The organism is Vibrio sp. YIC-376 (assembly GCF_052353105.1).
Classification (GTDB): Bacteria; Pseudomonadota; Gammaproteobacteria; order Enterobacterales; family Vibrionaceae; genus Vibrio.
Window position 1 is genome coordinate 234,513 of record NZ_JBBWFK010000007.1, and the last position, 24,039, is coordinate 258,551.

Consider the following 24,039-nt stretch of genomic DNA (forward strand, 5'->3'; position numbering starts at 1 on the left):
TAACTTAGGTCAAATTAGCTATTAATAATTCTTCATAAAATGCGAACACCTTTTTATTCTCAATGATTGTGAGCATATGGAACTCTTGTGTCCTGCGGGTAACCTGCCTGCGTTAAAAACCGCTATTGATTGCGGTGCAGACGCCGTATACATCGGCTTCAAAGACGATACAAACGCTCGTCACTTTGCTGGCTTGAACTTTCACGGTAAAAAACTAGATAAAGCGGTGCAGTACGTTCATGACCACAACAAAAAGATCCACGTTGCACTCAACACGTTTGCCCACCCTAACGGATTTGAACGCTGGACTAATGCGGTCGACAACGCGGCAGCTTTAGGTGTGGATGCTCTGATCGTCGCTGATATTGCAGTACTGGAATACGCGTCTCGAAAATACCCGGAATTAGAACTTCATTTATCGGTACAAGCGTCAGCAACCAACGTTGCGGCTATCGAGTTTTATAAGCAAAACTTCAACGTAAAACGAGTAGTACTTCCACGTGTGTTGTCTATTCATCAGGTAAAACAGTTATCTCGTAATGTCACCAGCGATGTAGAGCTGGAGGTGTTTGCCTTTGGGAGTTTATGCATCATGTCCGAAGGTCGCTGTTATTTATCGTCTTACATGACAGGTGAATCGCCAAATACCGTTGGCGCTTGCTCTCCGGCTAAATACGTACGCTGGCAAGAGACCGAGCAAGGTTTAGAATCACGACTCAACAACATTCTGATTGATCGTTACAGCGCAGGTGAAAATGCGGGTTACCCAACCTTATGCAAAGGCCGTTTCGAGGCTGAGATCGAAGGTGAGAAAAAACGCTATCACGCACTGGAAGAACCAACCAGTCTGAATACCCTTTCTATGCTTCCTGAACTTTTTGCCGCTAACGTTGCATCGGTAAAAATTGAAGGTCGTCAGCGCAGTCCCGCCTATGTGGAGCAAGTGACTCGCACATGGCGTGCCGCGATTGATCGCTACCAAGCAAATCCTGAGGCTTATCATGTAGAAGCAGCGTGGGAAGCGGCACTGGCCAACGTATCTGAAGGCACACAAACCACGTTAGGTGCTTATCACCGCCAATGGCAATAGAGGTTTAGATGGATAATTCAATGAAATACGCACTTGGTCCATTACTGTACTTCTGGCCAAAACAAGACGTCGAAGCGTTCTACCAACAAGCAAAAGAGAGTGCAGCCGACATCATCTACTTAGGCGAAACCGTCTGTTCAAAACGCCGAGAAATGAAACCTGCTCACTGGTTTGACATTGCGAAAGAGTTGTCATCAGCAGGCAAACAAGTAGTGCTATCGACCATGGCTCTGCTAGAAGCGCCAAGTGAAGTTAACATCATGAAGAAGTATATCGACAATGGTGACTTTGCTATCGAGGCCAATGATGTCTCTGCGGTTCAGCTCGCCTCTGAGCATAAAGTGCCTTTTGTCGTTGGCCCAGCTATCAATACCTACAACGCGCACACCCTGAATCTGTTTCTCAAGCAAGGCATGACTCGCTGGTGTATGCCGGTAGAACTATCACGTGATTGGCTAAGTGGTACATTGGCGCAGTGCGAGGAGCTTGGTATTCGCAATAAATTTGAAGTAGAAGTGTTCAGCCATGGTTACCTGCCGTTAGCCTACTCTGCACGCTGCTTTACTGCTCGTGCCGAAAACCGTGCTAAAGACGATTGTGAAACCTGCTGTATTAAATACCCAACCGGCATTCAGGTAAGCAGCCAGGAGGGACAAGAAGTGTTCAACCTCAATGGAATCCAAACTCAATCTGGTTACTGCTACAACTTAATCAATGACTTGCCGAGTATGCGAGGACTGGTGGATGTGGTGCGTCTGAGTCCACTTGGCATCAGTACCTTTTCTGAGCTTGAACAGTTCCGTGCCAATGAAAAAGGCGAAAAGCCTCAGAAGCTCGAAAACCGTCAATGTAATGGTTACTGGCACCAACTTGCTGGTCTCGATGTTAAAAATATCTAGCTCTGGATGTAAAAAAGCGAGGTTAACGCCTCGCTTTTTGTACGACTCTATCAATGTTAAGAAGCTTGTAAGGTTGGTTCAACTGAGCCCTCTCGGAGCAATTTCTTAACGTCACGCCATAACATGGTCATCACCACTAAACTTAACGCTATGTTAGACAGTGGGAAGGCGATCCAAATACCAACCATGCCAAATATTTTGGGCATGATGAACAGAAATGGAAGCTGAACCATCATATTGCCAACCGTGATAAACATCGCCTTACTACCTTTGTTCATCGATTGATAATAAGCGGCAGAAACCATCAAAAATCCATCTAGAAACAGCGCAAACATATGAAGTCTGATGCCCAATACTGCGTTCTCAATCAGTTGTTGATCTGTGCTGTTGAACACCGATACCAACTCGTAAGCAAAAATATTCATCAAGACAACAAAGGCGACACCACCAAGCACCGCAGTTCCCATAGCTATTTTAAGTAACTTACGAATATTTTCCGGCTTGCGCGCTCCGTGAGCGTAACTCACTAATGGTTGCATACCGTTGGCTATGCCCTCAGCAACCAAGAAATAGACAGTTACGATATACCCTAAGATCGCATAGGCACCGATTAATAGTGCGCTGCCATATTGGGCAAACAACGAGTTATGTAGCGCAACCATCGTAGAGCCATAAGCGTACATAAAGAAACTCGAACCACCAATCTTCACAATCTTAGGCACAATGTCCAACTGAACTTTTACGTCGCTCAAGCTTAAACGCAGTTTGGCCTTTGATGTAAAGAAATAGTAGATTCCCAGCACGGTCACGACCATTTGCGCCGTCGCGGTCGCAATCGCCGCCCCTGTTAATTCCCAGTCAAGCCAGGCAATAAAAACATAATCCAACACAATATTGGTGATAGCGCCTGTCACCATTAGCATCGTAGCTAAATTAGGACTGTCGTCATTACGTAATAAAAAAGGCATCGCTATTGAGCCAAGCGTGAAAATGCATGAAACAATAAGTATGTGTAAATACTGAAGGCCAAGCTCATACACCCTGCCTTCCGCTCCCTGCAAGTGAATAAACACATCTGAAAAGTAGAACAACGTTGTTGCAACTAGTGGCATCAAGGCAACTAACAATAGCAGCCCAGTAGTCAAAATCCGCTTGGCGCCTTCCTGATCTTGCTCGCCCCGCTTGATAGACACGAGCGCTCCGGTTCCAACCCCAACCATCATGCCAATTCCGAGAATAGAGCCGATGACCGGCCAAGCCACATTGATACCTGCTAATCCTTCGGCACCGACATAACGACCAATAAAAATGCCATCAATCACTTGATACAAACCGTTCACCAACATTGCGGCGACGGTTGGAATGGTATATTTCCAAAATTGTTTATAAATCGAGCCTTGCATAACTACCACCTACAGTTAGCACCGCTAACTCGTTTAACTGAAAATCAAATTTTGTCATGAGGTTATTTGTATTTACGCAGAAAAATGCCGTGTGAACGTAGCATGAACTGACGTTAACGAAGAGTTCTAACTTCAAGCTAACTAACCTGCGAATATGATTAGATTTTGATAGTGAGCGACAAAGTAAAAAATACCCTGCCTATCAAAAAGCCGCTCAGTAAGCGGCTTTAAACTATTTTTCTATTGCTCTGCGGCTTTTAACTTAGCCATCCTATCTTGCTGAAGCTGCTCATAAATCTGGGCTAATTCCAGAAATGAGTATCGATGTTCCACGTAATCATAGACATTGAGGGATATCGCTAGTTTGTAGAGTGATATCGCGCTCGCAAAATCGCCCTCAAGCTGATGACGTTTACCTAAATAAAAGTAGGTTTCGGTTAATCGCTCAGCGAGTCGGTAGTTCTCTCTCGTACCATCCATTATGACTTTCAGAGCCTTATCGTCTGAAACATCGCGCAGCATAATCGCGACCAAAACCCAGCCCCACTCTTCGCTGCGATCGCGTTGATAGTGTTTCTTGAGATTCGCTTTCGCTTTTTCTGGATCCTGATCGGCTTCAATAATATACAACCACAACGCTCGGAATGGATCGCTCGGCATCTCTTCGTAGTGCTTGGTCATATCTTCCAGCGCAAGATCGATACGGCCACCATAGTACAACGCAATCGCACGGTTGCGTTCAGCGTAGGTGTTATCTGGAGCAAGTTCTAAGGTCGAGTCAAAGGCTTCATAAGCAGCGTCAAACTCCCCAACCTGAGTAAAATAAACGCCCAACAAATTGAAGATATCTGGTTGAGCAGGGTTCAACTGTAAAGATTGGTTGAAATCCAAACGAGCAAGATCACGCAAACCCACACTGTCATAGTAATTGCCACGCTCGAAATGCATTTTTGCACGAACTTCATCACTGAGATCAGGTCGTTGTAAGAGCTGTGATAAACGCGCAATTTGAACTTCCTGCTGCACACTAGGTTGCAGAGGAACAGCCATTGGCGGATAAGCCAACTTCTGTTCTGGTTGCTGAGAAATATTTGCACAACCAGTCAGCACGATAGCAACACATAAACTTGCGGTTTGAAACCATTTCACTAATTGATACTCCTGTTGGGACCGCTCCGGGCCTGCTTCTCTTATGCACCATAGGTCATATAGCCTCATGTGAGGCTAAGCTTCTCGAAACAGACCAAAAAAAAGGGAGCAAAAATGCTCCCCTTTATAGCATGCTTTCAGTCTCTTAAGCTATTAAAAGACCGAAAGGCTATCTGTAGATTACTCGTCTTTAGCTGCAGGTGCTTCAGCCGCTGCTTCTTCAGCTGGCTTTTCTACCGCTTCTTTCATGCTCAGACGTACACGGCCCTGACGGTCGATTTCAAGAACTTTAACTTGAACTTCTTGACCTTCAGTCAGGTAATCAGACACTTTCTCAACACGCTTTTCAGCAATTTGAGAAATGTGCACAAGACCATCTTTACCAGGAAGTACAGTTACGAACGCACCAAAGTCTGCTAGACGTGCAACTTTACCAGTGTAGATACGGCCTACTTCAACTTCAGCAGTGATCTCTTCAATACGACGGATCGCTTCTTTCGCTGCCGCACCTTCAGTTGCTGCAATCTTGATAGTACCGTCGTCTTCGATTTCGATTGTTGTGCCAGTTTCTTCCGTTAGAGCACGGATAACTGCACCACCTTTACCGATAACGTCTTTGATCTTCTCTGCGCTGATCTTCATTGTGTGAATGCGAGGAGCAAACTCAGAGATATCGTCACGAGCACCAGAAATTGCTTCATCCATTACAGATAGGATGTGCTTACGCGCACCTTGTGCTTGGTTAAGCGCAATTTGCATGATCTCTTTCGTGATACCTTCGATCTTGATGTCCATTTGAAGAGCAGTAACACCAGTGCTAGTACCTGCTACTTTAAAGTCCATATCACCTAGGTGGTCTTCATCACCAAGGATGTCAGAAAGAACAACGAAGTCATCGCCTTCTTTAACAAGACCCATCGCGATACCCGCAACAGATGCTTTGATTGGCACACCAGCATCCATAAGTGCTAGAGATGTACCACATACAGAAGCCATTGAAGATGAACCGTTAGATTCAGTGATTTCCGATACAACACGTACTGTGTATGGGAACTCATCAATAGAAGGCATTACTGCTGCAATACCACGTTTCGCTAGCTTACCGTGACCGATTTCACGACGCTTAGGAGAACCTACGAAACCAGTCTCACCCACACAGTATGGAGGGAAGTTGTAGTGTAGTAGGAAGTGATCTTTACGCTCACCAGTTAGCTCATCGATGATTTGCGCATCACGTTGAGTACCTAGAGTCGCAGTCACTAGAGCCTGAGTTTCACCACGAGTGAATAGCGCAGATCCGTGTGTACGTGGAAGAACACCTGTACGTACGTCTAGCGCACGAACCATGTCTTTCTCACGACCGTCGATACGTGGGTTACCCGCGATGATACTACGACGTACCACAGTCTTCTCTAAATCATGGAAGATAGTGTGAATTTCTTTAGTGTCAGCTTCTGGATCTTCAGCAAGTAGTGCTTCGTTTACTTGTGCCGCAATCTCATGGATACGGTCGTAACGAGCCATCTTCTCAGTGATTTGGTAAGCCTCAACAAGCTTAGCTTCTGCTAGTACAGCAATCTTATCGTTAAGCGCTGTGTTTGCTTCAGGTGCAACCCAATCCCAAGCTGGAGTTGCAACTTCAGCTTTGAACTCGTTGATTGCGTTGATAACAACTTGTTGCTGATCGTGGCCGAATACAACCGCTGCTAGCATTTCTTCTTCAGTTAGGTTGTCTGCTTCTGACTCAACCATTAGTACTGCTGATTCTGTACCTGCTACCACAAGGTCTAGACGAGACGCACCTAGTTCTTTCTCACTTGGGTTAAGTACTAGTTGACCATCAATGTGACCAACACGTGCTGCACCGATAGGACCGTTGAACGGGATACCAGAGATAGCAAGTGCTGCAGACGTACCAATCATTGTTGGGATATCTGGTTGAACATCTGGGTTTACAGATACAACAGTAGCGATAACTTGAACTTCATTAGTGAAACCGTCTGGGAATAGAGGACGGATTGGGCGGTCGATTAGACGAGCTGTTAGCGTTTCACCTTCAGATGGACGGCCTTCACGCTTAAAGAAACCACCAGGAATTTTACCTGCTGCGTAAGTACGCTCTTGGTAGTTAACGGTAAGAGGGAAGAAGTCTTGACCTGCTACCGCTTCTTTTTTACCAACTACAGAAACGAATACTGCTGTATCGTCCATAGTAACCATTACTGCTGCTGTAGCTTGACGTGCGATAACGCCAGTTTCTAGAGTAACCGTGTGGTTACCATACTGGAACGTTTTAACAACTGGTTTTTCGAACATTGTTATTCCTTGTTTCTAAGTGTACTGATAAACAGCCACTTAGGTGTGTTAATAAACACTCAAGGCATTACGAATCGCGACTAGTAAAAAGAAATTCAAACAAATTTCCTTTTAATAGCCGCGACCTTTTGGTCGACGAGGTTGACTGTAATGCAATGAGCTAATTGAAACTTAGATATACCGGCTTAAGCCGTGACCTGCACTTATCTAGAACAGTATCAAAAGATTAAGCCGCCAGTATTATAACGGCTTAAGGATGATTTGGCTAAGCTATAGCAGTCAAAATAAGTAACGGGCAACAAAAAAGGGGCATAAAGCCCCTTTTTTGACAAACTGCTATGCAGTCGCTGATTAGCGACGTAGGCCTAGACGCTTGATTAGGTCTTGGTAACGATCTAGGTTTTTACCTTTTAGGTAATCTAGAAGCTTACGACGACGAGAAACCATACGTAGAAGACCTCGACGGCTGTGGTGATCGCCTTTGTGAGCTTTGAAGTGACCTTGTAGGTGGTTGATAGAAGCTGTAAGTAGAGCTACTTGAACTTCTGGTGAACCAGTGTCGCCTTCGCCTTGTGCGTATTCTGCAACGATTGCTGCTTTAGTTTCTGCATTCAGAGACATAATTCTCTCCTAATAAGAGTAAGTTAATATTTGTGCCAGCCAATCTCTGATTCAGCCGACACGAGGAGCGCGAATTATAAGGAAGTTTCCTTACTCGCGCAATATAAAAATACCGACTTAAAAGCCGGTATTTTTCAAACTTCACAGAGGTTACTCTTCGTCGCGAAAAACGACTAAACGTTTTGGCGCGATTTTTCCGTCGTTGTTCATCTCGCCAACGCCGATAAATAAGCGCTCTTCTCCCATGGTAAGGCGAAGAGAGCCTTCTGTAGGAGAACCACTCACTTGAACAGGCTGGCCATGTTGAACCATGTCAGCAAGCTCTGGTATCAAGTTCACTTCTGGTAAGTCTTCTACAGCCGTGTCCATTGGCATAAGCAGCGGGTCCAAAAGTTCACGTGGAGCGAGTTCTTGACGATGCGCTTGCTCTAGTAACTCGTTAAGTTGCTCAAGTGTCACCATCTTTTCATATGGGTATTTAGCAACGCCTGTACGACGCAGCATAGTGACGTGAGCACCACAGCCTAGCATTTCCCCAAGATCATCAACGATAGTGCGAATGTAAGTACCTTTCGAGCAGTGTACTTCCATCTCTACTTCGTCACCTTCAAATCGATGAAGAATGATTTCGTAGACCGTAATTTTACGAGATTCGCGCGGAACTTCGATTCCCTTACGCGCATACTCGTACAACGGTTTACCTTGGTATTTAAGCGCAGAGAACATAGAAGGTACTTGATCCGATTCACCTCGGAATTTTTCAATGCACGCTTCTAGCTTCTCAAGATCTACATCAACCGGACGAGTTTCGACGACTTCACCATCAGAGTCTGATGTATTTGTACGCTCACCCAGTTTCGCAATCACTCGGTAACGCTTGTCTGAATCCAATAGGAACTGAGAAAACTTGGTCGCCTCACCCAAACAGATCGGCAACATGCCCGTCGCTAGAGGATCCAAAGCACCAGTGTGACCCGCTTTTTCAGCAAAGTAGATTCGCTTTACTTTTTGCAGCGCGTCATTGGAAGAAATACCTGTTGGTTTATCCAACAAGATAACACCGTTAATTGGACGACCTTTACGACGACGAGCCATTATTCCTCGTCCTCACGGCCAGAGTTTTTTTGCTTTTGCTTGTCTGAGTTAACGACTTCAGTAACCAGATTAGACATACGCATACCTTCTACGAGTGTGTTGTCGTAGTAGAAACGGATTTCTGGAGTCAGACGAAGACGAATACGCTTGCCTAACATCATACGGATGTGAACTTCGTGTTCACGAAGTGCTGCCAGACAAGATTCAGGCGTCTGCTCACCCACACATAGAAAAGTAACGAATACTTTTGCGTAAGCCAGATCGCGAGATACTTCTACATCTGAGATAGTAACCATTCCCAGACGTGAATCACGAACTTCACGCTGAAGAATCATGGCAAGTTCTTTTTGCAGCTGCTGTGAAACACGCTGCGTGCGGCTAAATTCTTTTGACATATCTTTTCTCTTATATAGAAAGAATGGGGGGTTGGTCAAAGCCAGCCCCCCATGGTGTATTCAACAACCAATTACTACTTATCTATCAAAGACTGTTCTATCCAAGATAATAGGTGTAATTTTAGTCAATTAGTCTAGAGTACGTTGAATCTCAACGATTTCGAATACTTCGATTTGGTCACCAACGCGAACATCATTGTAGTTCTTAACGCCGATACCACACTCGTAGCCATTCTTAACTTCTTGAACGTCATCTTTAAAGCGACGTAGTGATTCTAGCTCACCTTCGTAAATAACAACGTTATCACGTAGAACACGGATTGGATTGTTACGCTTAATCAGACCTTCAGTAACCATACAACCAGCGATTGCACCCAGTTTCGGAGACTTAAATACGTCACGAACTTCAGCAAGACCAATGATTTCTTGCTTGAATTCTGGAGCAAGCATACCGCTCATCGCCTGTTTAACTTCATCGATTAGCTGGTAGATGATTGAGTAGTAACGTAGATCAACACTTGCTGCTTCAATAGCACGACGAGCAGAAGCATCAGCACGTACGTTAAAGCCAAGAATGATCGCGTTTGAAGCTTCTGCAAGTACTGCATCAGTTTCAGTAATACCACCAACACCAGAACCAACGATGTTTACTTTCACTTCGTCAGTAGATAGTTTCACTAGTGAGTCAGCGATAGCTTCCACAGAACCTTGTACGTCTGCTTTAAGAACTACGTTCAGTTCAGCAACTTCACCAGCAGTCATGTTAGAGAACATGTTCTCTAGTTTAGATTTCTGCTGACGAGCAAGTTTCACTTCACGGAACTTGCCTGCACGGTAGTTTGCAACTTCGCGAGCTTTACGCTCATCACGTACTACTGTTGCTTCGTCACCTGAAGATGGCACACCAGAAAGACCTAGAATCTCTACAGGAATTGATGGACCTGCTTCTGTGATCTCCTGACCTACTTCATCACGCATCGCACGAACGCGGCCGTATTCCTGACCACAAAGAACGATATCACCTTTACGAAGTGTACCAGACTGAACAAGTACGGTAGCAACTGGACCACGACCTTTATCAAGGCGAGATTCAACTACAACACCAGATGCCATGCCTTCTTTAACTGCTGTAAGTTCTAGAACTTCAGATTGTAGAAGGATTGCTTCTAGTAGACCGTCGATGTTTGTACCCTGTTTTGCAGAGATGTGAACAAACATGTTCTCACCGCCCCACTCTTCAGGAATAACGTCGTACTGAGCTAGCTCGTTCTTAACGTTATCTGGGTTTGCATCTTCTTTATCGATCTTGTTTACAGCAACAATCAAAGGTACGCCCGCCGCTTTCGCGTGCTGGATAGCTTCAACTGTTTGTGGCATTACACCATCATCTGCAGCAACAACAAGAACAACGATATCTGTCGCTTGAGCACCACGTGCACGCATAGCAGTAAACGCTGCGTGTCCCGGAGTATCAAGGAACGTGATCATGCCGTTCTCAGTTTCTACGTGGTATGCACCGATGTGCTGTGTAATACCACCAGCTTCGCCTGACGCAACGTGTGTGCGACGAATGTAGTCCAGTGTTGAAGTTTTACCGTGGTCAACGTGACCCATGATAGTAACAACAGGAGCACGAGGAAGTGCTTCTGCGTTTGTATCACGATCTGACAGTACCGCTTCTTCTAGTTCATTCTCTTTACGAAGAACAACTTTGTGACCCATTTCTTCAGCCACAAGCTGTGCAGTTTCTTGATCAATCACTTGGTTGATAGTCGCCATTGCGCCCATCTTCATCATCACTTTGATAACTTCTGTCGCTTTCACAGACATTTTGTTAGCAAGTTCAGATAGAACGATCGTTTCACCAATCACAACATCTTGCTTAGCAACTGTCGCAGACTTATCAAAGCCGTGCTGCATTGATGTTGGCTTAGCTAGTTTGCCTTTACGACCGCCTTTTCCGCCACGCTGGGCGCGAACACCATTACGTGCCTGATCATCCTTTTGAGAAGGTTTTGTCTTCTTCTTATTACGACGACCAGCTTCTTCTCTGCGATCTGCTTCATCTTCGGCTTCACGTGCGTATCGTGAAGTCGTTACATGGTAATCTGTATCTTCCATATCACCCTTTTTCTCTTCTGCAGCAGACCAACGCTCTTTATTTTTCTCAGCCAATTCGCGAGCCTCTTCGAGCTTGCGCTGACTTTCCTCTTCAGCCTTACGCTTAGCTTCTTCTTCCTGACGACGTTTAAGCTCGTCGGCCTCTTTTCGCGCTGCTTCTTGCTTAATTTTATCTTCAGCGTCACGTTTCGCTTTTTCTTCAGCGTCACGTTGTGCTTTCGTATCTACGTCACGTTTCACCATTTCTTCAGCTTCACGTTTCGCTTTCTCTTCAGCTTCACGTTGTGCTGCTTCTTCAGCTTCACGTTTTACAGCTTCTTCAGCTTCACGCTTTGCTGCTTCTTCAGCTGCGCGTGTTGCTGTTTCTTCTGCTTCACGTTGTGCTGCTTCTTCAGCTTCACGTTTCGCTTCATCTTCAATTGTGCTGCGCTTCACGTACGTACGTTTCTTGCGCACCTCAACCTGAACATTCTTACTCTTACCACCACCCGCGTTTACACTAAGTGTACTACGAGTCTTACGCTGTAGCGTAAGGCGAGTCGGCTCTGAATCACCAGATTTATCACCGTGTTCTTTTTTCAGATGAGAGAGAAGCTTTTGCTTCTCATCATCAGTAACATTATCAGAGCTCGCCTTGTTAATACCAGCGTCAGCAAGTTGCTCAATCAAGCGGTCGACTGGAGTACCAATCTCATCACTCAGTGCTTTAACTGTTAATTGTGTCATGCCGCTTCCTCCTTGCTGAAATTATGCTTCTTCGCCGAACCAACAGATGTTACGTGCGGCCATAATTAGCTCACCTGCACGCTCTTCGGTCAGGCCTTCAATACCTTCTAAATCGTCAATGCCTTGGTCAGCTAGATCTTCAAGTGTTGCAACACCTTTCGCTGCCAATTTGAATGCCATTTCACGTTCTAGGCCTTCAAGACCAAGCAGGTCTTCAGCAGGCTCAAGACCTTCAAAGGATTCTTCTTGCGCTAACGCAATTGTGGTTAGCGCGTCTTTCGCACGACCACGTAGCTCTTCAATAAGCTCTTCGTTCAGACCATCGATTTCAAGCAATTCGTTAACCGGAACGTATGCAACTTCTTCTAATGTTGAGAAACCTTCTTCAACAAGTAGTTGTGCGAAATCCTCTTCAATATCAAGGTATTTCATGAAGTTGTCGATAGACGCTTGTGATTCTTCAGCGTGTTTCTTCTGAAGATCAGCAACAGTCATAACATTCAATTCCCAACCAGTCAGTTGAGAAGCAAGACGAACGTTCTGACCGTTACGACCGATAGCCTGTGCTAGGTTATCTGCTTCTACAGCGATGTCCATTGAGTGTGCATCTTCATCAACGATGATTGAAGCAACGTCAGCAGGCGCCATTGCGTTGATAACAAACTGAGCAGGGTTATCATCCCAAAGAACGATATCGATACGCTCACCACCAAGCTCGCCAGAAACAGCTTGTACACGTGCACCACGCATACCAACACACGCACCAACAGGGTCAATACGCTTGTCATTCGTTTTTACTGCGATCTTTGCGCGAGAACCAGGATCACGAGCCGCACCTTTAAGTTCGATGATTTCTTCTGCGATCTCAGGAACTTCTACACGGAATAGCTCTGCAAGCATTTCTGGCTTAGAGCGAGTAATAAACAGTTGGAAACCGCGAGCTTCTGGAGCAACTTTGTACAGCAGACCACGTACACGGTCACCTGGACGGAAGTTTTCACGAGGAAGTTGATCATCACGTAGGATAACGGCTTCAGCGTTGTTGCCAAGGTCAAGAATGATAGCGTCACGGTTTACTTTTTTAACAACACCGGTGATCAAATCACCTTCATTGTCAATAAACTGCTCAACGATTTGTGCACGTTCAGCTTCACGAACTTTTTGTACGATAACTTGTTTAGCAGTTTGAGTCGTAATACGGTCGAAAGTTACTGATTCGATCTCGTCTTCTACGTAGTCGCCTAGCTGAACTGAATCATCTTCATATTGTGCTGCTTCGATAGAGATCTCTTTTGTTGGGTTCTCTACATGGTCAACAACCAACCAACGACGGTAAGTAACGAACTCGCCTGTTTTACGGTCAATAGCAACACGTACGTCGATTTCAATTTCGTATTTTTTCTTTGTAGAAGTTGCTAGAGCAATCTCAAGAGCTTCAAAGATACGCTCACGAGGTACCGCTTTTTCGTTCGATACTGCTTCTGCTACCGCTAAAATTTCTTTACTCATTGTATTTAGCCTCTAAGCTTAAACTTTTTTAGGGAACTAAAATTTAGGGATCAGGTTAGCTTTTGAAATGTTACTTAAAGCAAACTCTTCTTGTTGACCATCAACAGTAACTGTCACTGTTTCACCATCAACGCCGTGGATAATACCTTTCCACTTACGACGGTTTGCTACAGCCATTTTCAAAACGATGCTGACCTCGTGACCAATAAATTGCTCGTAATGTGCTGCTTTGAAAAGCGGTCTTTCTAGACCTGGAGAAGACACTTCTAAGCTGTAAGCCACCGAAATTGGATCTTCAACGTCTAATACCGCACTCACTTGGTGGCTAACTTCTGCACAGTCGTCCACGTTAATACCATTCTCATGGTCAATATAGATGCGTAACGTTGAGTGCGCGCCTGCTCGAATGAATTCTAATCCAACCAACTCATAGCCCGATGCCTCAACAGGTGCTTCAAGCATTTCAGTAAGTTGTCTTTCTAAACCAGTCATTTAAACCACTCCAGAAACAAAAAAAGGGCTCAGAGCCCAATCAAAAAACCAAGCAGTGACCTGAGTAAAATAAAAAACTCAGATAACAAAAAACCCCGATAGTCGGGGTTTTGTGCTGCTGGACCCTGATACGTTAAGAATAGTCAAAAATACTCTTCTTAACTCGTAGTGTGGTTAGCACTACGCAAACTTGCCAATCATCTTTTTCTAATATTTAGAAGATATTTTCTAACATTTAGAAAAGATTGGTTGCGGGGGCCGGATTTGAACCGACGACCTTCGGGTTATGAGCCCGACGAGCTACCAAGCTGCTCCACCCCGCGTCCGACTTGCTGAGCATTATACTCGCAAACAAGTGATTTACAAGTTTGTAAATACATGGTGCCGAGAGAGGGACTCGAACCCTCACACCTAAGGCACTAGCACCTCATGCTAGCGTGTCTACCAATTTCACCATCTCGGCATCAAAACCTTGCAGCTTACTGAGGAATCTCATCACCAGTTGGTGCTGGCACTTCACTCGCTGCATCTTTAACTTGTTCTACAACTGGCTGACCTTGTGTCGGGTTTACCCATTGTGACTCAGTCTTATGTGTAGACATACGACCAAGTGCCAAGCTAACGATAAAAAATACGGTTGCTAAAATAGCAGTTGTTCGGGTTAAGAAATTACCTGAGCCGCTAGCACCAAACACTGTGTTTGAAGCACCAGCACCGAACGAAGCTCCCATATCTGCGCCTTTACCTTGTTGAATCAACACAAGGCCAATCACACCAAGCGCTGCCAACAGGTAAATCACAAGTAGAACTTGAAACATTTTTCCACCTATGTCCTAATTGTTGAGCCAGCGCCGCTCAAAAATAATCAGCTGATTAAATGAACAAGGCTAGCGACCTCCTGACGGGAGGCGCTGCAATACTAGCGAAAGCCAGTAACGCTGACAAGGGAAAATTAGTAAAAAATCAACCTTAGCGCATCAAGCGCTCAAAAAAAGGGCAAAATATACCCTTTTCTTTTGATAATTGAATTAAGGTGATGATTAGAAACTTGCTTTTACAGCCTCAGCAATTTTTAGCGCGGAGTTCTGTACAAGCTCTGCATCTTCACCTTCTACCATGACACGTATCAGTGGTTCTGTGCCTGATTTGCGTAGCAACACTCGCCCTTTCTCACCCAGCTCAGCTTCAACTTCTGCGACAGAATCAAGCACCGCCTTTGCTTCAAGTGGATTACTATCGCCGGAGAAACGAACATTCTCTAAGACTTGAGGGTAAAGAGTCATGCCTTTTGAAAGCTCATACAGAGACATATCACTACCCACGATAGAAGCAAGAACTTGTAGTGCTGCCACAATAGCATCACCGGTTGTCACCTTATCTAGCAGGATAATGTGGCCTGAGTTTTCAGCACCGATTTTCCAGCCTTTTTCTAGAAGTTTCTCCATTACATAGCGGTCACCGACTGCGGCGCGTGCAAATGGAATACCTAACTGTTTCAGGCCGTTTTCCATGCCCAGGTTAGTCATCAGCGTACCAACAACACCACCCTTGAGCTCACCACGACGTAGCGCATCGCGAGCAATGATATAGGCAATTTGATCGCCGTCGACTTTATTGCCTAGATGATCCACCATGATCAGGCGATCGCCATCACCATCAAATGCCAGACCTAAATGCGCTTGTTCATCTACTACACGCTTCTGCAGAGCTCTTACATCCGTTGCACCCACTTCATGGTTAATATTAGTACCATTAGGCTCAACGCCCATCGCGATCACGTCAGCACCAAGTTCGCTGAATACGTTTGGAGCGATGTGGTAAGTGGCGCCATGTGCACAGTCGACAACAATCTTTAGATTCGAAAGGCTCAATACCGATGGAAACGTACTTTTACAGAACTCAATGTAACGACCAGCAGCGTCGTTTAATCGTGTTGCTTTACCTAACAGCGCAGACTCAACACATTCGATATCTTTATCAAGTTCCGCTTCGATGGCTAGTTCGATATCATCAGGAAGCTTGGTGCCTTCAGATGAGAAAAATTTGATGCCATTATCGTAGTAAGGGTTATGAGATGCTGAGATTACAATGCCAGCTTCCGCTCGGAACGTTTGAGTTAAATAAGCAACGGCAGGCGTTGGCATCGGACCGGTAAAGGTCGCTTTAAGGCCAGCGGCAGCCAGACCAGCTTCTAGCGCTGATTCCAGCATATAGCCAGAGATACGAGTATCTTTGCCGATAATCACTTTCTTTGTGCCTTGTTTCGCTAATACGCGACCAGCAGCCCAACCAAGCTTAAGTACGAAATCAGGTGTGATGGGATATTGTCCAACCTTGCCACGTACACCGTCTGTACCAAAGTAGCGTCTTTTATCAGACATACACTTTCCTTTGTTATTTTTTAAATATTGTTTAGTGTCATCTCAACGATTTTCAATGCTTCAATTGTTTCTTCAAAATCGTGAACTCGAATGATCTGCGCGCCTTTCATGGCTGCTATCGTGGCACAAACGACACTCGCATTTGTACATTCAGCTGCAGGTTTATCCAGCACTTTGAAAATCATCGATTTACGAGACATACCCGCCAAAATAGGTAAGCCAAACTCATGAAACTTCTCAAGATGAGCGAGCATATGATAATTGTGTTCTACCGTTTTTCCAAAGCCAAAGCCGGGATCAAGAATGAGATTCTCACGAGCAATCCCCGCAGCCTCACACACTGCCATACGCTCAACCAGAAACTGTTCTACCTCTTGCATCAGATCATCATACTGAGGATTCTGTTGCATCGTCTTAGGCTGGCCTTTCATATGCATTATGCAAACTGGAACATTCGCTTTTGCTGCAACTTCCAGTGCACCCGGTTCGGTCAAAGAACGGATGTCGTTGATCAGATCAGCGCCCGCTTCCACCGATTGACGTATCACTTCAGCTTTACTGGTATCGACAGAGATCCACACTTCCGGGAACTTAGCTCGAATCGCTTTAACTACCGGAATCACCCGTTGGAGTTCATCTTCCAAAGTCACTTCTGGTGCACCTGGTCGGGTAGATTCCCCACCAACGTCGATAATACTGACACCTGCCTTTATCATGCACTCGACTCGCGTAAGAGCTAAGTCCAGTGAATTATATTTCCCACCATCAGAGAACGAATCAGGTGTGACGTTAAGGATTGCCATTACGTGTGGACGAGAAAGGTCCAAAGATTTGTTTTTTGCTTTAATAATCATAATAAATACAAAAACCCCGAGCGAACTCGGGGTTTATTAATGTCAACGATTGTTATTCAGAATCTTTCTTTTCTGGAGTTTCAGTTGAAGTTGTTTCTTGCGAAGCTGACTGCTCAGTATTTTCAACAGTATTCGCCTTTTTCTCTTCTTCTTTCACTTCAGTTGCAGCCTGAACTTTGTCATCGGCCGGTGTCTTATTAGAAGGATTATCCCCCCAACCAGCTGGATCACGAATTTCAGCTTTGCGTTCCATTAGGTCATCGATTTGGTGTGCATCAATGGTCTCATACTTCATCAGCGCATCTTTCATCGCATGCATGATATCCATGTTATCTTCCAGAATCTTTTTCGCTCGATAGTAGTTGCGGTCAATGATTTGACGAACTTCATCATCGATAAGTTTCGCTGTGTCGTCAGACATGTGTTTTGTCTGAGTCACGCTACGACCTAGGAACACTTCACCTTCATCTTCTGCGTATAGTAGAGGACCAAGTTTTTCTGAGAAGCCCCATTGCGTCACCATCTTACGAGCAATCTCTGTTGCACGTTCGATATCGTTAGAAGCACCGGTAGATACTTTGTCCACACCGTAAATCAGCTCTTCTGCAAGGCGACCACCGTATAGACTAGAAATCATCGATTCTAGATGCTGACGAGACATGCTCACACGGTCTTGCTCAGGTAAGTACATCGTTACACCTAACGCACGACCACGTGGAATAATAGATACCTTGTACACAGGATCGTGCTCAGGAACTAAACGGCCAACAATTGCGTGACCAGCTTCGTGGTACGCGGTTGATTCTTTAGTCTCTTCCGACATTACCATCGAACGGCGCTCTGCACCCATCATGATCTTGTCTTTCGCAAGCTCGAACTCAACCATAGATACATTGCGCTTGTTACCACGTGCAGCAAACAACGCAGCTTCGTTGACAAGGTTTGCTAGATCCGCACCAGAAAAGCCCGGTGTACCACGCGCAATTAGAGACGGTTCAACATCGCCAGCCAGAGGCACTTTACGCATGTGAACTTTAAGAATTTGCTCACGGCCACGAACATCTGGTAGACCAACCACAACTTGACGGTCGAATCGACCAGGACGCAATAGTGCAGGGTCAAGTACATCCGGACGGTTAGTCGCTGCAATAACGATAATACCTTCGTTACCTTCGAAACCATCCATTTCAACCAACATTTGGTTCAGTGTTTGTTCGCGCTCATCGTGACCGCCACCTACGCCAGCACCACGCTGACGGCCTACTGCGTCAATCTCATCGATAAAGATGATACAAGGTGCCGCTTTTTTCGCTTGTTCAAACATGTCACGCACACGAGATGCACCAACACCCACAAACATTTCTACAAAGTCAGAACCAGAGATAGTAAAGAATGGTACTTTAGCTTCACCAGCAATAGCTTTAGCAAGCAGCGTTTTACCTGTACCAGGAGGACCAACCATTAGTACACCAGTTGGGATCTTACCACCCAACTTCTGGAAACGACTTGGGTCACGTAGGTAGTCAACCAGTTCTTTTACGTCTTCTTTTGCTTCGTCACAGCCAGCGACATCAGCAAACGTAGTTTTGATTTGATCTTCGCTCATCATTCGAGCTTTGCTCTTACCGAAAGACATAGCGCCTTTACCGCCACCGCCTTGCATTTGACGCATGAAGAAAATCCATACACCAATCAGTAAGATCATTGGGAACCAAGAAATGAAAATTGTACCTAGCAAGCTTTGCTCTTCAGGAGGCGTACCTTGCACTTTCACGTTTTGATTAATGAGGTCATCCAGAAGCTTTTGATCGTACACTGGCATGTACGTAACCATTTTGGCACCACCGCCACGACGAACGAAGCTAATCTCACCGTCTTTAAATGTTGCTTCTTGAATCTGGCCTTGGCCAACTTCCTGTACAAACGTGGTGTAATCCACGGTTCTGCCATTACTTTCTCCAGGGCCAAAGCTCTGGAATACCGACATCAGAACGACAGCGATAACAAGCCACAGAATTAAATTTTTTGCCATGTCACTCAAGGTGTAAGCCTCTCGATAACTAATTGTAATTAAAGGTAGGGTACTACAGTTCATTGACTGTAGCCATAGTGTTAACACGCTCCTATGGGAGCAAAATGGTTAACCTTTGTAACCAGTGGCTACTACAAAGACCTCTCGTGAGCGAGCTCGCGATGAGTCTGGTTTTCTGACTTTTACGACTTTAAACATGTCGCGGACTTCTTTCACATATTGATCAAAGCCTTCACCCTGGAAAACTTTAACAACAAAGCTACCATTAGGCGCTAGAACTTGTCGACACATATCTAAAGCCAATTCAACTAAATACATAGCCCTAGGCTGATCGACAGAGTTATTACCCGCAATATTAGGTGCCATATCAGACATTACCACGTCTACCATTGACGGTTGGATTCTGTCTAACAAAGCTTCTAATACTGCATCGTCACGAAAGTCACCTTGTAAAAAGCTTACACCAGCAATTGGATCCATTGGTAACAAATCACAAGCAATAATTTGACCGTTATCTCCTACTATTTTAGCAGCATATTGAGACCAACCACCCGGTGCAGCGCCTAAATCGACAACTGTCATACCCGGCTTCAGCAGCTTATCTTTCGTTTGGATCTCATCGATCTTGAAATAAGCGCGTGAGCGGTAGCCTTTTTTACGAGCTTCATTCGCGTATTTATCATCAAAGTGTTCTTTCAACCAGCGACCAGAACTAGCCGAATGTTTTTGTTTACTCATTTTAATCCTAACAAAGCGCAAATAGGAGCTATTGTTTCAATTGGCGTAACCTATTACTCAATAAATTATAGTCTTCAGCAATAGATGGCGTTAAAATAGCTTTTTTCAACCCTTATTTTAAAGAAAATTGGCCGCGTAATGAACCTAAGCACCAAACAAAAGCAGCACCTAAAAGGCCTGGCTCACAGTTTAAAACCTGTTGTGCTAATGGGCGCAAATGGACTTACAGAAGCCGTGCTAGCAGAAATTGAAATCGCTCTAAACCATCACGAATTGATCAAAGTAAAAGTTGCTTCAGAAGATCGTGAAACAAAACAGCTAATCATCGACGCTATCGTACGTGAGACGGGCGCTGAAAAAGTTCAGACCATCGGTAAAGTACTTGTGCTGTACCGTCAATCTGAAGAGCGTAAAATTGAAATCCCTCGTAAGTAGCATCTACTAACGTAAAGAAAACACTTACGTTGCAGAATAAAAAGGTCGCCGATGGCGACCTTTTTACGTTTGATCAGCAGATGAATGATCTAATTAAAGATATTCAACTCGGTCAATCTCGAAGTCTTTTGCACCGCCGGGGGTTTGGATAGCAACTTCGTCGCCTTCCATTTTACCGATAAGACCACGAGCGATTGGAGAACTGACTGAAATACGGCCAGATTTAATGTCAGCTTCATCATCACCGACAATCTGGTAGGTTTTTTCTTCATCAGTATCGATATCAATCAAAGTCACGGTTGCGCCAAAAATGACCTTACCAGTGTTTTCCATCTTAGTCACATCAATAACCTGAGCGACAGATAGTTTGTATTCGATATCACGGATCTGTGCTTCACAAATCCCCTGCTCTTCACGTGCAGCATGGTATTCAGCGTTTTCTTTTAAATCACCTAGCTCACGAGCTTCAGCAATTGCCTGTGAAATTTGAGGACGCAGCTTAAGTAGACGCTCTAGTTCTTCACGTAGCATTTTTTCGCCACGTAGTGTCATAGGAACTTTTTCCATTATATAACCTCAAGCCCAATTTGTTTTTGGACAAAATAACCCTACCCTGCCGTTAGACTGGGTAGTGTGTTTGAAGATGTGTTTTCCCTAGTGTAAACAAACTCAGAAGCGAAATCACCCAAATTCGAGATCGAGTATTCCTTAGGTTTCTCAATCGAATCATACAACTCATTCTGCGATGAATACATTGTCGTAATTTGTTGAAAAACAGCACTATTCACTGCGTAAAAAACATCAAAAAAAGTAAAATCTAATCAACATCAAATAAACAAACAAAATTGAAAATCACTTAATTTACAGATAGATACCAAACAAAACACAGTAATGGAACAGTGTTCAAAACAGAAATTTATATCATTTTACTAACTCATCATGAAACTTTAGCGGTAAAACGTGTCCAGCAAGTCGACTTATCAATGAGTTACCAGCTCCGGCTATCTAGCAAATAGAACAATTTGATACTGATGACTTTTGAGAGCAGGCCTCTCCCCCATACAAAAATTATTATGGACAAGCTTACTAGGACAAATAAGATGAAAAAGACTCTAATTGCTCTTTCTGTATCTGCAGCAGCAATGGCAACTGGCGTAAACGCAGCTGAACTTTACAACCAAGACGGTACTTCTCTAGAAATGGGCGGCCGCGCTGAAGCACGCCTATCTATGAAAGATGGCGATGCTCAAGACAACTCTCGCATCCGTCTAAACTTCCTTGGCAAACAAGTAATCAGTGACGAACTATACGGCTTTGGTTTCTGGGAAGGTGAATTCACTACAGCTGATTTTGACGACCAAGGTAACGACATCAGCGGCGAAGACTCTCTAGACACACGTCTTGCATACGCTGGTCTAGGCGGCGCTTGGGGTGAGTTCTCTTACGGCAAAAACGAAGGTGCACTAGGCGTTATTACCGATTTTACAGATATCATGGCTTACCACGGTAACTCAGCGGCTGACAAACTAGCAGTAGCTGACCGTTCAGACAACATGATGTCTTACAAAGGTCAATTCGAGAACCTAAGCGTGAAAGCAAGCTACCGCTTTGCTGACCGTGTAGAAAACGAACAAGCTGGTACAATCTCAGACAATGACCAAGATGGCTACTCTCTATCTGCTATCTACGCTCTGGCAAACACTGGCCTTGAGCTAGGTGCTGGTTACGCAGAGCAAGACGAAGCTAACGAATATATGCTAGCTGCATCTTACACTATGGGTGATCTGTACTTCGCAGGTATCTTCACTGACGGTGAGAAGATGACTGACAACTTCCAAGATACTGTTGACTACACAGGTTACGAGCTAGCGGGTGCATACACTCTAGGTCAAACTGTATTCACAACATCGTACAACAACGCAGAAACTAATGACGAGACTTCTGCGGACAACATCGCTATTGATGCGTCTTACTACTTCAAGCCTAACTTCCGTGGTTACGTTTCATACAACTTTAACCTAATCGACTCTGGCGATAAGTTTGGCTCTACAGGTACTAAAACAGTCGCGACTAAGATCGACGCAGAAGACGAGCTAGCTCTAGGTCTACGTTACGACTTCTAATTCCAGTCTTTCGACTAGAATACTAAGTGCCCGCATCTTGCGGGCATTTTTATATCTTTAGTTTAATATCATACCCTTGGTTTATTAATTTTTGTCTCATCTATAGATGACCAGAAAACGATTATTCCTTCACCTAGCATCTTGGTTTAACTCGGGTATACTCATTTACATAACTCATCTCAGAAAGTGTCACTATGCGTTTACGTTGGTCCCTATTCTTACTTTCCCTGCTTAGTCCCTTAGCCTCACAAGCCTACCCTCATCAGGAAGTGTTGCCAGAAGGTGCACGCATCAGTTTGGTTGCACAAAAACTTAGTGGAAATGCTGAGCTCACAGGTATTCACCCAACAGAGCAGCTTTTTCCTCCTGCAAGTACACTAAAGATCGTGACCGCTTTGGCAGCAAAACTAGAGTTGGGTGATACATTCAGATTTCGTACCGCTATTGAAACATCAAGTTCAGATGCCGTTATTCGTTTCGTTGGTGACCCGACACTGCAAACAGAAGACTTAAAAAATCTGCTCATCCTTGCAAAGAAAAATGGCTTAAACCGAATTGAAGGCGATTTGTGGCTCGATAACAGCTTGTTTACTGGTTATAACCGAGCGATAGGATGGCCGTGGGATATTCTTGGTGTCTGTTATAGCGCTCCGGCATCAACCATCACACTCGATAGAAACTGCGTGCAAGCTTCTATTTACACGCAAAAGAATGGCGGGACTCGAGTATTCGTCCCCGAGCACCAGCCAATCTATGTTAAAAGTTCTGTAGAGACGGTATCAAGAGCAATTCAGAAAAGCCGACACTGTGATTTGGACTTACTCGCCAACCCTGACAACCGCTACGAACTAAAAGGTTGCCTGGTTGACAGAAAGGATCCGCTACCACTCAAATTTGCGGTTCAAGACCCAGATCTCTATACCAGTAAAAAGCTGGCTACTTTACTTAGACAACTCAATATTGAATTGAAAGGTAAAATACGAGTCGGGGAGGCTCCAAAAAAACAGCGTAAACTTTTGGCACAACATCAGTCAAAGTCACTACCCGACTTACTCGATCAGATGCTCAAGCACTCAGACAACCTAATTGCTGACACCCTAACGAAAACACTTGGCGCTAAGTTTTTTGTCCAGCCAGGCAGTTTTACTAACGGCACAGAAGCCATCAAACAAATCATATTTGCTAATACTGGGGTGGACATTCGTCAGGCACGACTAGAAGATGGCTCAGGCTTGTCGCGCAACAACCGTATATCTGCAACAAAAATGGCCGACATACTGCGCTATATCTGGAAACATGAGAAAGAACTTAACCTGATTGCCATCATGCCAAAATCAGGTGAGTCTGGCACTCTGCAGTATCGCCAAAGCATGCGTAATGCTCCGATCAAAGGACAACTGATAGCGAAAAGCGGCTCTATATACGGTACCTATAATATGGCGGGATATGGGCTAGATAAAAATGGCAAACCAGCTACCATTTTTGTCCAGTTTGTTTCTGATTATTTCCCAGAAAAAAGGGACGGTAATAAACCTGCCGTTGCCCCAATTACACATTTTGAGAAACTATTTTATAGCGATGTGGTGAATTTTAGTCAGGCAATGCCCAAGAAGTAACTCACGTCAATGAAGTCCATCTACATCCCTGATAACACACCCTA

Annotated in this window: 20 protein-coding genes and 2 tRNA genes; 5 read left to right on the top strand and 17 right to left on the bottom strand. The window is 44.7% G+C overall.

The genetic code is table 11. The annotated features are described in order from the left end of the window. The first annotated feature begins 76 nt into the window (after positions 1 to 76). On the top strand, positions 77 to 1,090 hold the full coding sequence (gene ubiU / locus WJM94_RS15185; RefSeq protein ID WP_444495035.1) for a ubiquinone anaerobic biosynthesis protein UbiU: 1,014 nt from the start codon (positions 77 to 79) through the stop codon (positions 1,088 to 1,090). Between the two features lie 20 nt (positions 1,091 to 1,110). Beyond that, positions 1,111 to 1,989 carry a U32 family peptidase gene (locus WJM94_RS15190; protein WP_444495117.1) on the top strand — a complete coding sequence of 293 codons (879 nt, stop codon included), beginning with the start codon at positions 1,111 to 1,113 and terminating at the stop codon, positions 1,987 to 1,989. 56 nt (positions 1,990 to 2,045) lie between these two features. On the opposite strand, the gene WJM94_RS15195 is transcribed toward WJM94_RS15190, so the two are convergent. From WJM94_RS15195 to rlmE, 16 genes are all read right to left on the bottom strand, one after another. After that, the gene (locus WJM94_RS15195) at positions 2,046 to 3,392 is read right to left on the bottom strand and encodes an MATE family efflux transporter (protein ID WP_444495036.1); all 1,347 of its coding nucleotides are present in this window, start codon (positions 3,390 to 3,392) and stop codon (positions 2,046 to 2,048) included. 240 nt (positions 3,393 to 3,632) lie between these two features. Then, a complete protein-coding gene (nlpI, locus tag WJM94_RS15200) occupies positions 3,633 to 4,541 on the bottom strand; it encodes a lipoprotein NlpI (protein WP_444495037.1) in 909 nt (302 codons plus the stop codon). Positions 4,542 to 4,721: 180 nt separating this feature from the next. After that, entirely contained in the window at positions 4,722 to 6,857 is a 2,136-nt protein-coding gene (gene pnp, locus WJM94_RS15205) for a polyribonucleotide nucleotidyltransferase (protein ID WP_444495038.1), read from the bottom strand. Positions 6,858 to 7,208: 351 nt separating this feature from the next. Continuing rightward, positions 7,209 to 7,478, bottom strand: a complete 270-nt coding sequence (rpsO, locus tag WJM94_RS15210; RefSeq protein WP_444495039.1) for a 30S ribosomal protein S15 — start codon at positions 7,476 to 7,478, stop codon at positions 7,209 to 7,211. Positions 7,479 to 7,628: 150 nt separating this feature from the next. After that, positions 7,629 to 8,573, bottom strand: coding sequence for a tRNA pseudouridine(55) synthase TruB (gene truB / locus WJM94_RS15215; protein WP_444495040.1), 945 nt, complete (start codon positions 8,571 to 8,573; stop codon positions 7,629 to 7,631). Beyond that, entirely contained in the window at positions 8,573 to 8,968 is a 396-nt protein-coding gene (gene rbfA, locus WJM94_RS15220) for a 30S ribosome-binding factor RbfA (protein WP_444495041.1), read from the bottom strand. The genes truB and rbfA overlap by 1 nt, the downstream gene beginning before the upstream one ends. A gap of 129 nt (positions 8,969 to 9,097) precedes the next feature. Continuing rightward, on the bottom strand, positions 9,098 to 11,815 hold the full coding sequence (gene infB / locus WJM94_RS15225) for a translation initiation factor IF-2 (RefSeq protein ID WP_444495042.1): 2,718 nt from the start codon (positions 11,813 to 11,815) through the stop codon (positions 9,098 to 9,100). Between the two features lie 21 nt (positions 11,816 to 11,836). Continuing rightward, on the bottom strand, positions 11,837 to 13,324 hold the full coding sequence (gene nusA / locus WJM94_RS15230; protein ID WP_444495043.1) for a transcription termination factor NusA: 1,488 nt from the start codon (positions 13,322 to 13,324) through the stop codon (positions 11,837 to 11,839). Between the two features lie 36 nt (positions 13,325 to 13,360). Next, positions 13,361 to 13,816: a ribosome maturation factor RimP gene (rimP, locus tag WJM94_RS15235; protein ID WP_264904610.1), complete on the bottom strand. Its 456-nt coding sequence runs from the start codon at positions 13,814 to 13,816 to the stop codon at positions 13,361 to 13,363. Between the two features lie 246 nt (positions 13,817 to 14,062). After that, positions 14,063 to 14,139, bottom strand: a tRNA-Met gene (locus WJM94_RS15240). Positions 14,140 to 14,195: 56 nt separating this feature from the next. Further along, a tRNA-Leu gene (locus WJM94_RS15245) sits at positions 14,196 to 14,279 on the bottom strand. Between the two features lie 16 nt (positions 14,280 to 14,295). Next, the gene (secG, locus tag WJM94_RS15250; protein ID WP_444495044.1) at positions 14,296 to 14,634 is read right to left on the bottom strand and encodes a preprotein translocase subunit SecG; all 339 of its coding nucleotides are present in this window, start codon (positions 14,632 to 14,634) and stop codon (positions 14,296 to 14,298) included. 222 nt (positions 14,635 to 14,856) lie between these two features. Beyond that, the gene (gene glmM, locus WJM94_RS15255) at positions 14,857 to 16,197 is read right to left on the bottom strand and encodes a phosphoglucosamine mutase (RefSeq protein ID WP_444495045.1); all 1,341 of its coding nucleotides are present in this window, start codon (positions 16,195 to 16,197) and stop codon (positions 14,857 to 14,859) included. Between the two features lie 20 nt (positions 16,198 to 16,217). Further along, positions 16,218 to 17,051: a dihydropteroate synthase gene (gene folP / locus WJM94_RS15260; RefSeq protein WP_444495046.1), complete on the bottom strand. Its 834-nt coding sequence runs from the start codon at positions 17,049 to 17,051 to the stop codon at positions 16,218 to 16,220. Positions 17,052 to 17,103: 52 nt separating this feature from the next. Beyond that, positions 17,104 to 19,083 (bottom strand): ATP-dependent zinc metalloprotease FtsH, encoded by a 1,980-nt coding sequence (ftsH, locus tag WJM94_RS15265; protein WP_444495047.1) that lies wholly within the window; start codon positions 19,081 to 19,083, stop codon positions 17,104 to 17,106. Between the two features lie 108 nt (positions 19,084 to 19,191). Beyond that, positions 19,192 to 19,821 (bottom strand): 23S rRNA (uridine(2552)-2'-O)-methyltransferase RlmE, encoded by a 630-nt coding sequence (gene rlmE / locus WJM94_RS15270; RefSeq protein WP_444495048.1) that lies wholly within the window; start codon positions 19,819 to 19,821, stop codon positions 19,192 to 19,194. Between the two features lie 138 nt (positions 19,822 to 19,959). Between rlmE and yhbY the strand changes: the two genes are divergently transcribed. Continuing rightward, positions 19,960 to 20,256, top strand: coding sequence for a ribosome assembly RNA-binding protein YhbY (gene yhbY, locus WJM94_RS15275; protein ID WP_005380066.1), 297 nt, complete (start codon positions 19,960 to 19,962; stop codon positions 20,254 to 20,256). 93 nt (positions 20,257 to 20,349) lie between these two features. Here yhbY and greA read toward each other — a convergent pair whose 3' ends face one another. Continuing rightward, positions 20,350 to 20,823 carry a transcription elongation factor GreA gene (gene greA, locus WJM94_RS15280; RefSeq protein WP_444495049.1) on the bottom strand — a complete coding sequence of 158 codons (474 nt, stop codon included), beginning with the start codon at positions 20,821 to 20,823 and terminating at the stop codon, positions 20,350 to 20,352. A gap of 533 nt (positions 20,824 to 21,356) precedes the next feature. Here greA and WJM94_RS15285 point away from each other — a divergent pair. After that, on the top strand, positions 21,357 to 22,379 hold the full coding sequence (locus tag WJM94_RS15285; protein WP_444495050.1) for a porin: 1,023 nt from the start codon (positions 21,357 to 21,359) through the stop codon (positions 22,377 to 22,379). Between the two features lie 194 nt (positions 22,380 to 22,573). Next, positions 22,574 to 23,995 carry a serine-type D-Ala-D-Ala carboxypeptidase gene (gene dacB / locus WJM94_RS15290; protein ID WP_444495051.1) on the top strand — a complete coding sequence of 474 codons (1,422 nt, stop codon included), beginning with the start codon at positions 22,574 to 22,576 and terminating at the stop codon, positions 23,993 to 23,995. Positions 23,996 to 24,039 lie beyond the last annotated feature (44 nt).

Bases quoted from the DNA above. Each gene is read 5' to 3' on its own strand.
- ubiU (WP_444495035.1), top strand. From the start codon at position 77: ATGGAACTCTTGTGTCCTGCGGGTAACCTGCCTGCGTTAAAAACCGCT.
- WJM94_RS15190 (WP_444495117.1), top strand. From the start codon at position 1,111: ATGAAATACGCACTTGGTCCATTACTGTACTTCTGGCCAAAACAAGAC.
- WJM94_RS15195 (WP_444495036.1), bottom strand. From the start codon at position 3,392: ATGCAAGGCTCGATTTATAAACAATTTTGGAAATATACCATTCCAACC.
- pnp (WP_444495038.1), bottom strand. From the start codon at position 6,857: ATGTTCGAAAAACCAGTTGTTAAAACGTTCCAGTATGGTAACCACACG.
- rpsO (WP_444495039.1), bottom strand. From the start codon at position 7,478: ATGTCTCTGAATGCAGAAACTAAAGCAGCAATCGTTGCAGAATACGCA.
- truB (WP_444495040.1), bottom strand. From the start codon at position 8,573: ATGGCTCGTCGTCGTAAAGGTCGTCCAATTAACGGTGTTATCTTGTTG.
- rbfA (WP_444495041.1), bottom strand. From the start codon at position 8,968: ATGTCAAAAGAATTTAGCCGCACGCAGCGTGTTTCACAGCAGCTGCAA.
- infB (WP_444495042.1), bottom strand. From the start codon at position 11,815: ATGACACAATTAACAGTTAAAGCACTGAGTGATGAGATTGGTACTCCA.
- nusA (WP_444495043.1), bottom strand. From the start codon at position 13,324: ATGAGTAAAGAAATTTTAGCGGTAGCAGAAGCAGTATCGAACGAAAAA.
- rimP (WP_264904610.1), bottom strand. From the start codon at position 13,816: ATGACTGGTTTAGAAAGACAACTTACTGAAATGCTTGAAGCACCTGTT.
- secG (WP_444495044.1), bottom strand. From the start codon at position 14,634: ATGTTTCAAGTTCTACTTGTGATTTACCTGTTGGCAGCGCTTGGTGTG.
- glmM (WP_444495045.1), bottom strand. From the start codon at position 16,197: ATGTCTGATAAAAGACGCTACTTTGGTACAGACGGTGTACGTGGCAAG.
- folP (WP_444495046.1), bottom strand. From the start codon at position 17,051: ATGATTATTAAAGCAAAAAACAAATCTTTGGACCTTTCTCGTCCACAC.
- ftsH (WP_444495047.1), bottom strand. From the start codon at position 19,083: ATGGCAAAAAATTTAATTCTGTGGCTTGTTATCGCTGTCGTTCTGATG.
- rlmE (WP_444495048.1), bottom strand. From the start codon at position 19,821: ATGAGTAAACAAAAACATTCGGCTAGTTCTGGTCGCTGGTTGAAAGAA.
- yhbY (WP_005380066.1), top strand. From the start codon at position 19,960: ATGAACCTAAGCACCAAACAAAAGCAGCACCTAAAAGGCCTGGCTCAC.
- greA (WP_444495049.1), bottom strand. From the start codon at position 20,823: ATGGAAAAAGTTCCTATGACACTACGTGGCGAAAAAATGCTACGTGAA.
- WJM94_RS15285 (WP_444495050.1), top strand. From the start codon at position 21,357: ATGAAAAAGACTCTAATTGCTCTTTCTGTATCTGCAGCAGCAATGGCA.
- dacB (WP_444495051.1), top strand. From the start codon at position 22,574: ATGCGTTTACGTTGGTCCCTATTCTTACTTTCCCTGCTTAGTCCCTTA.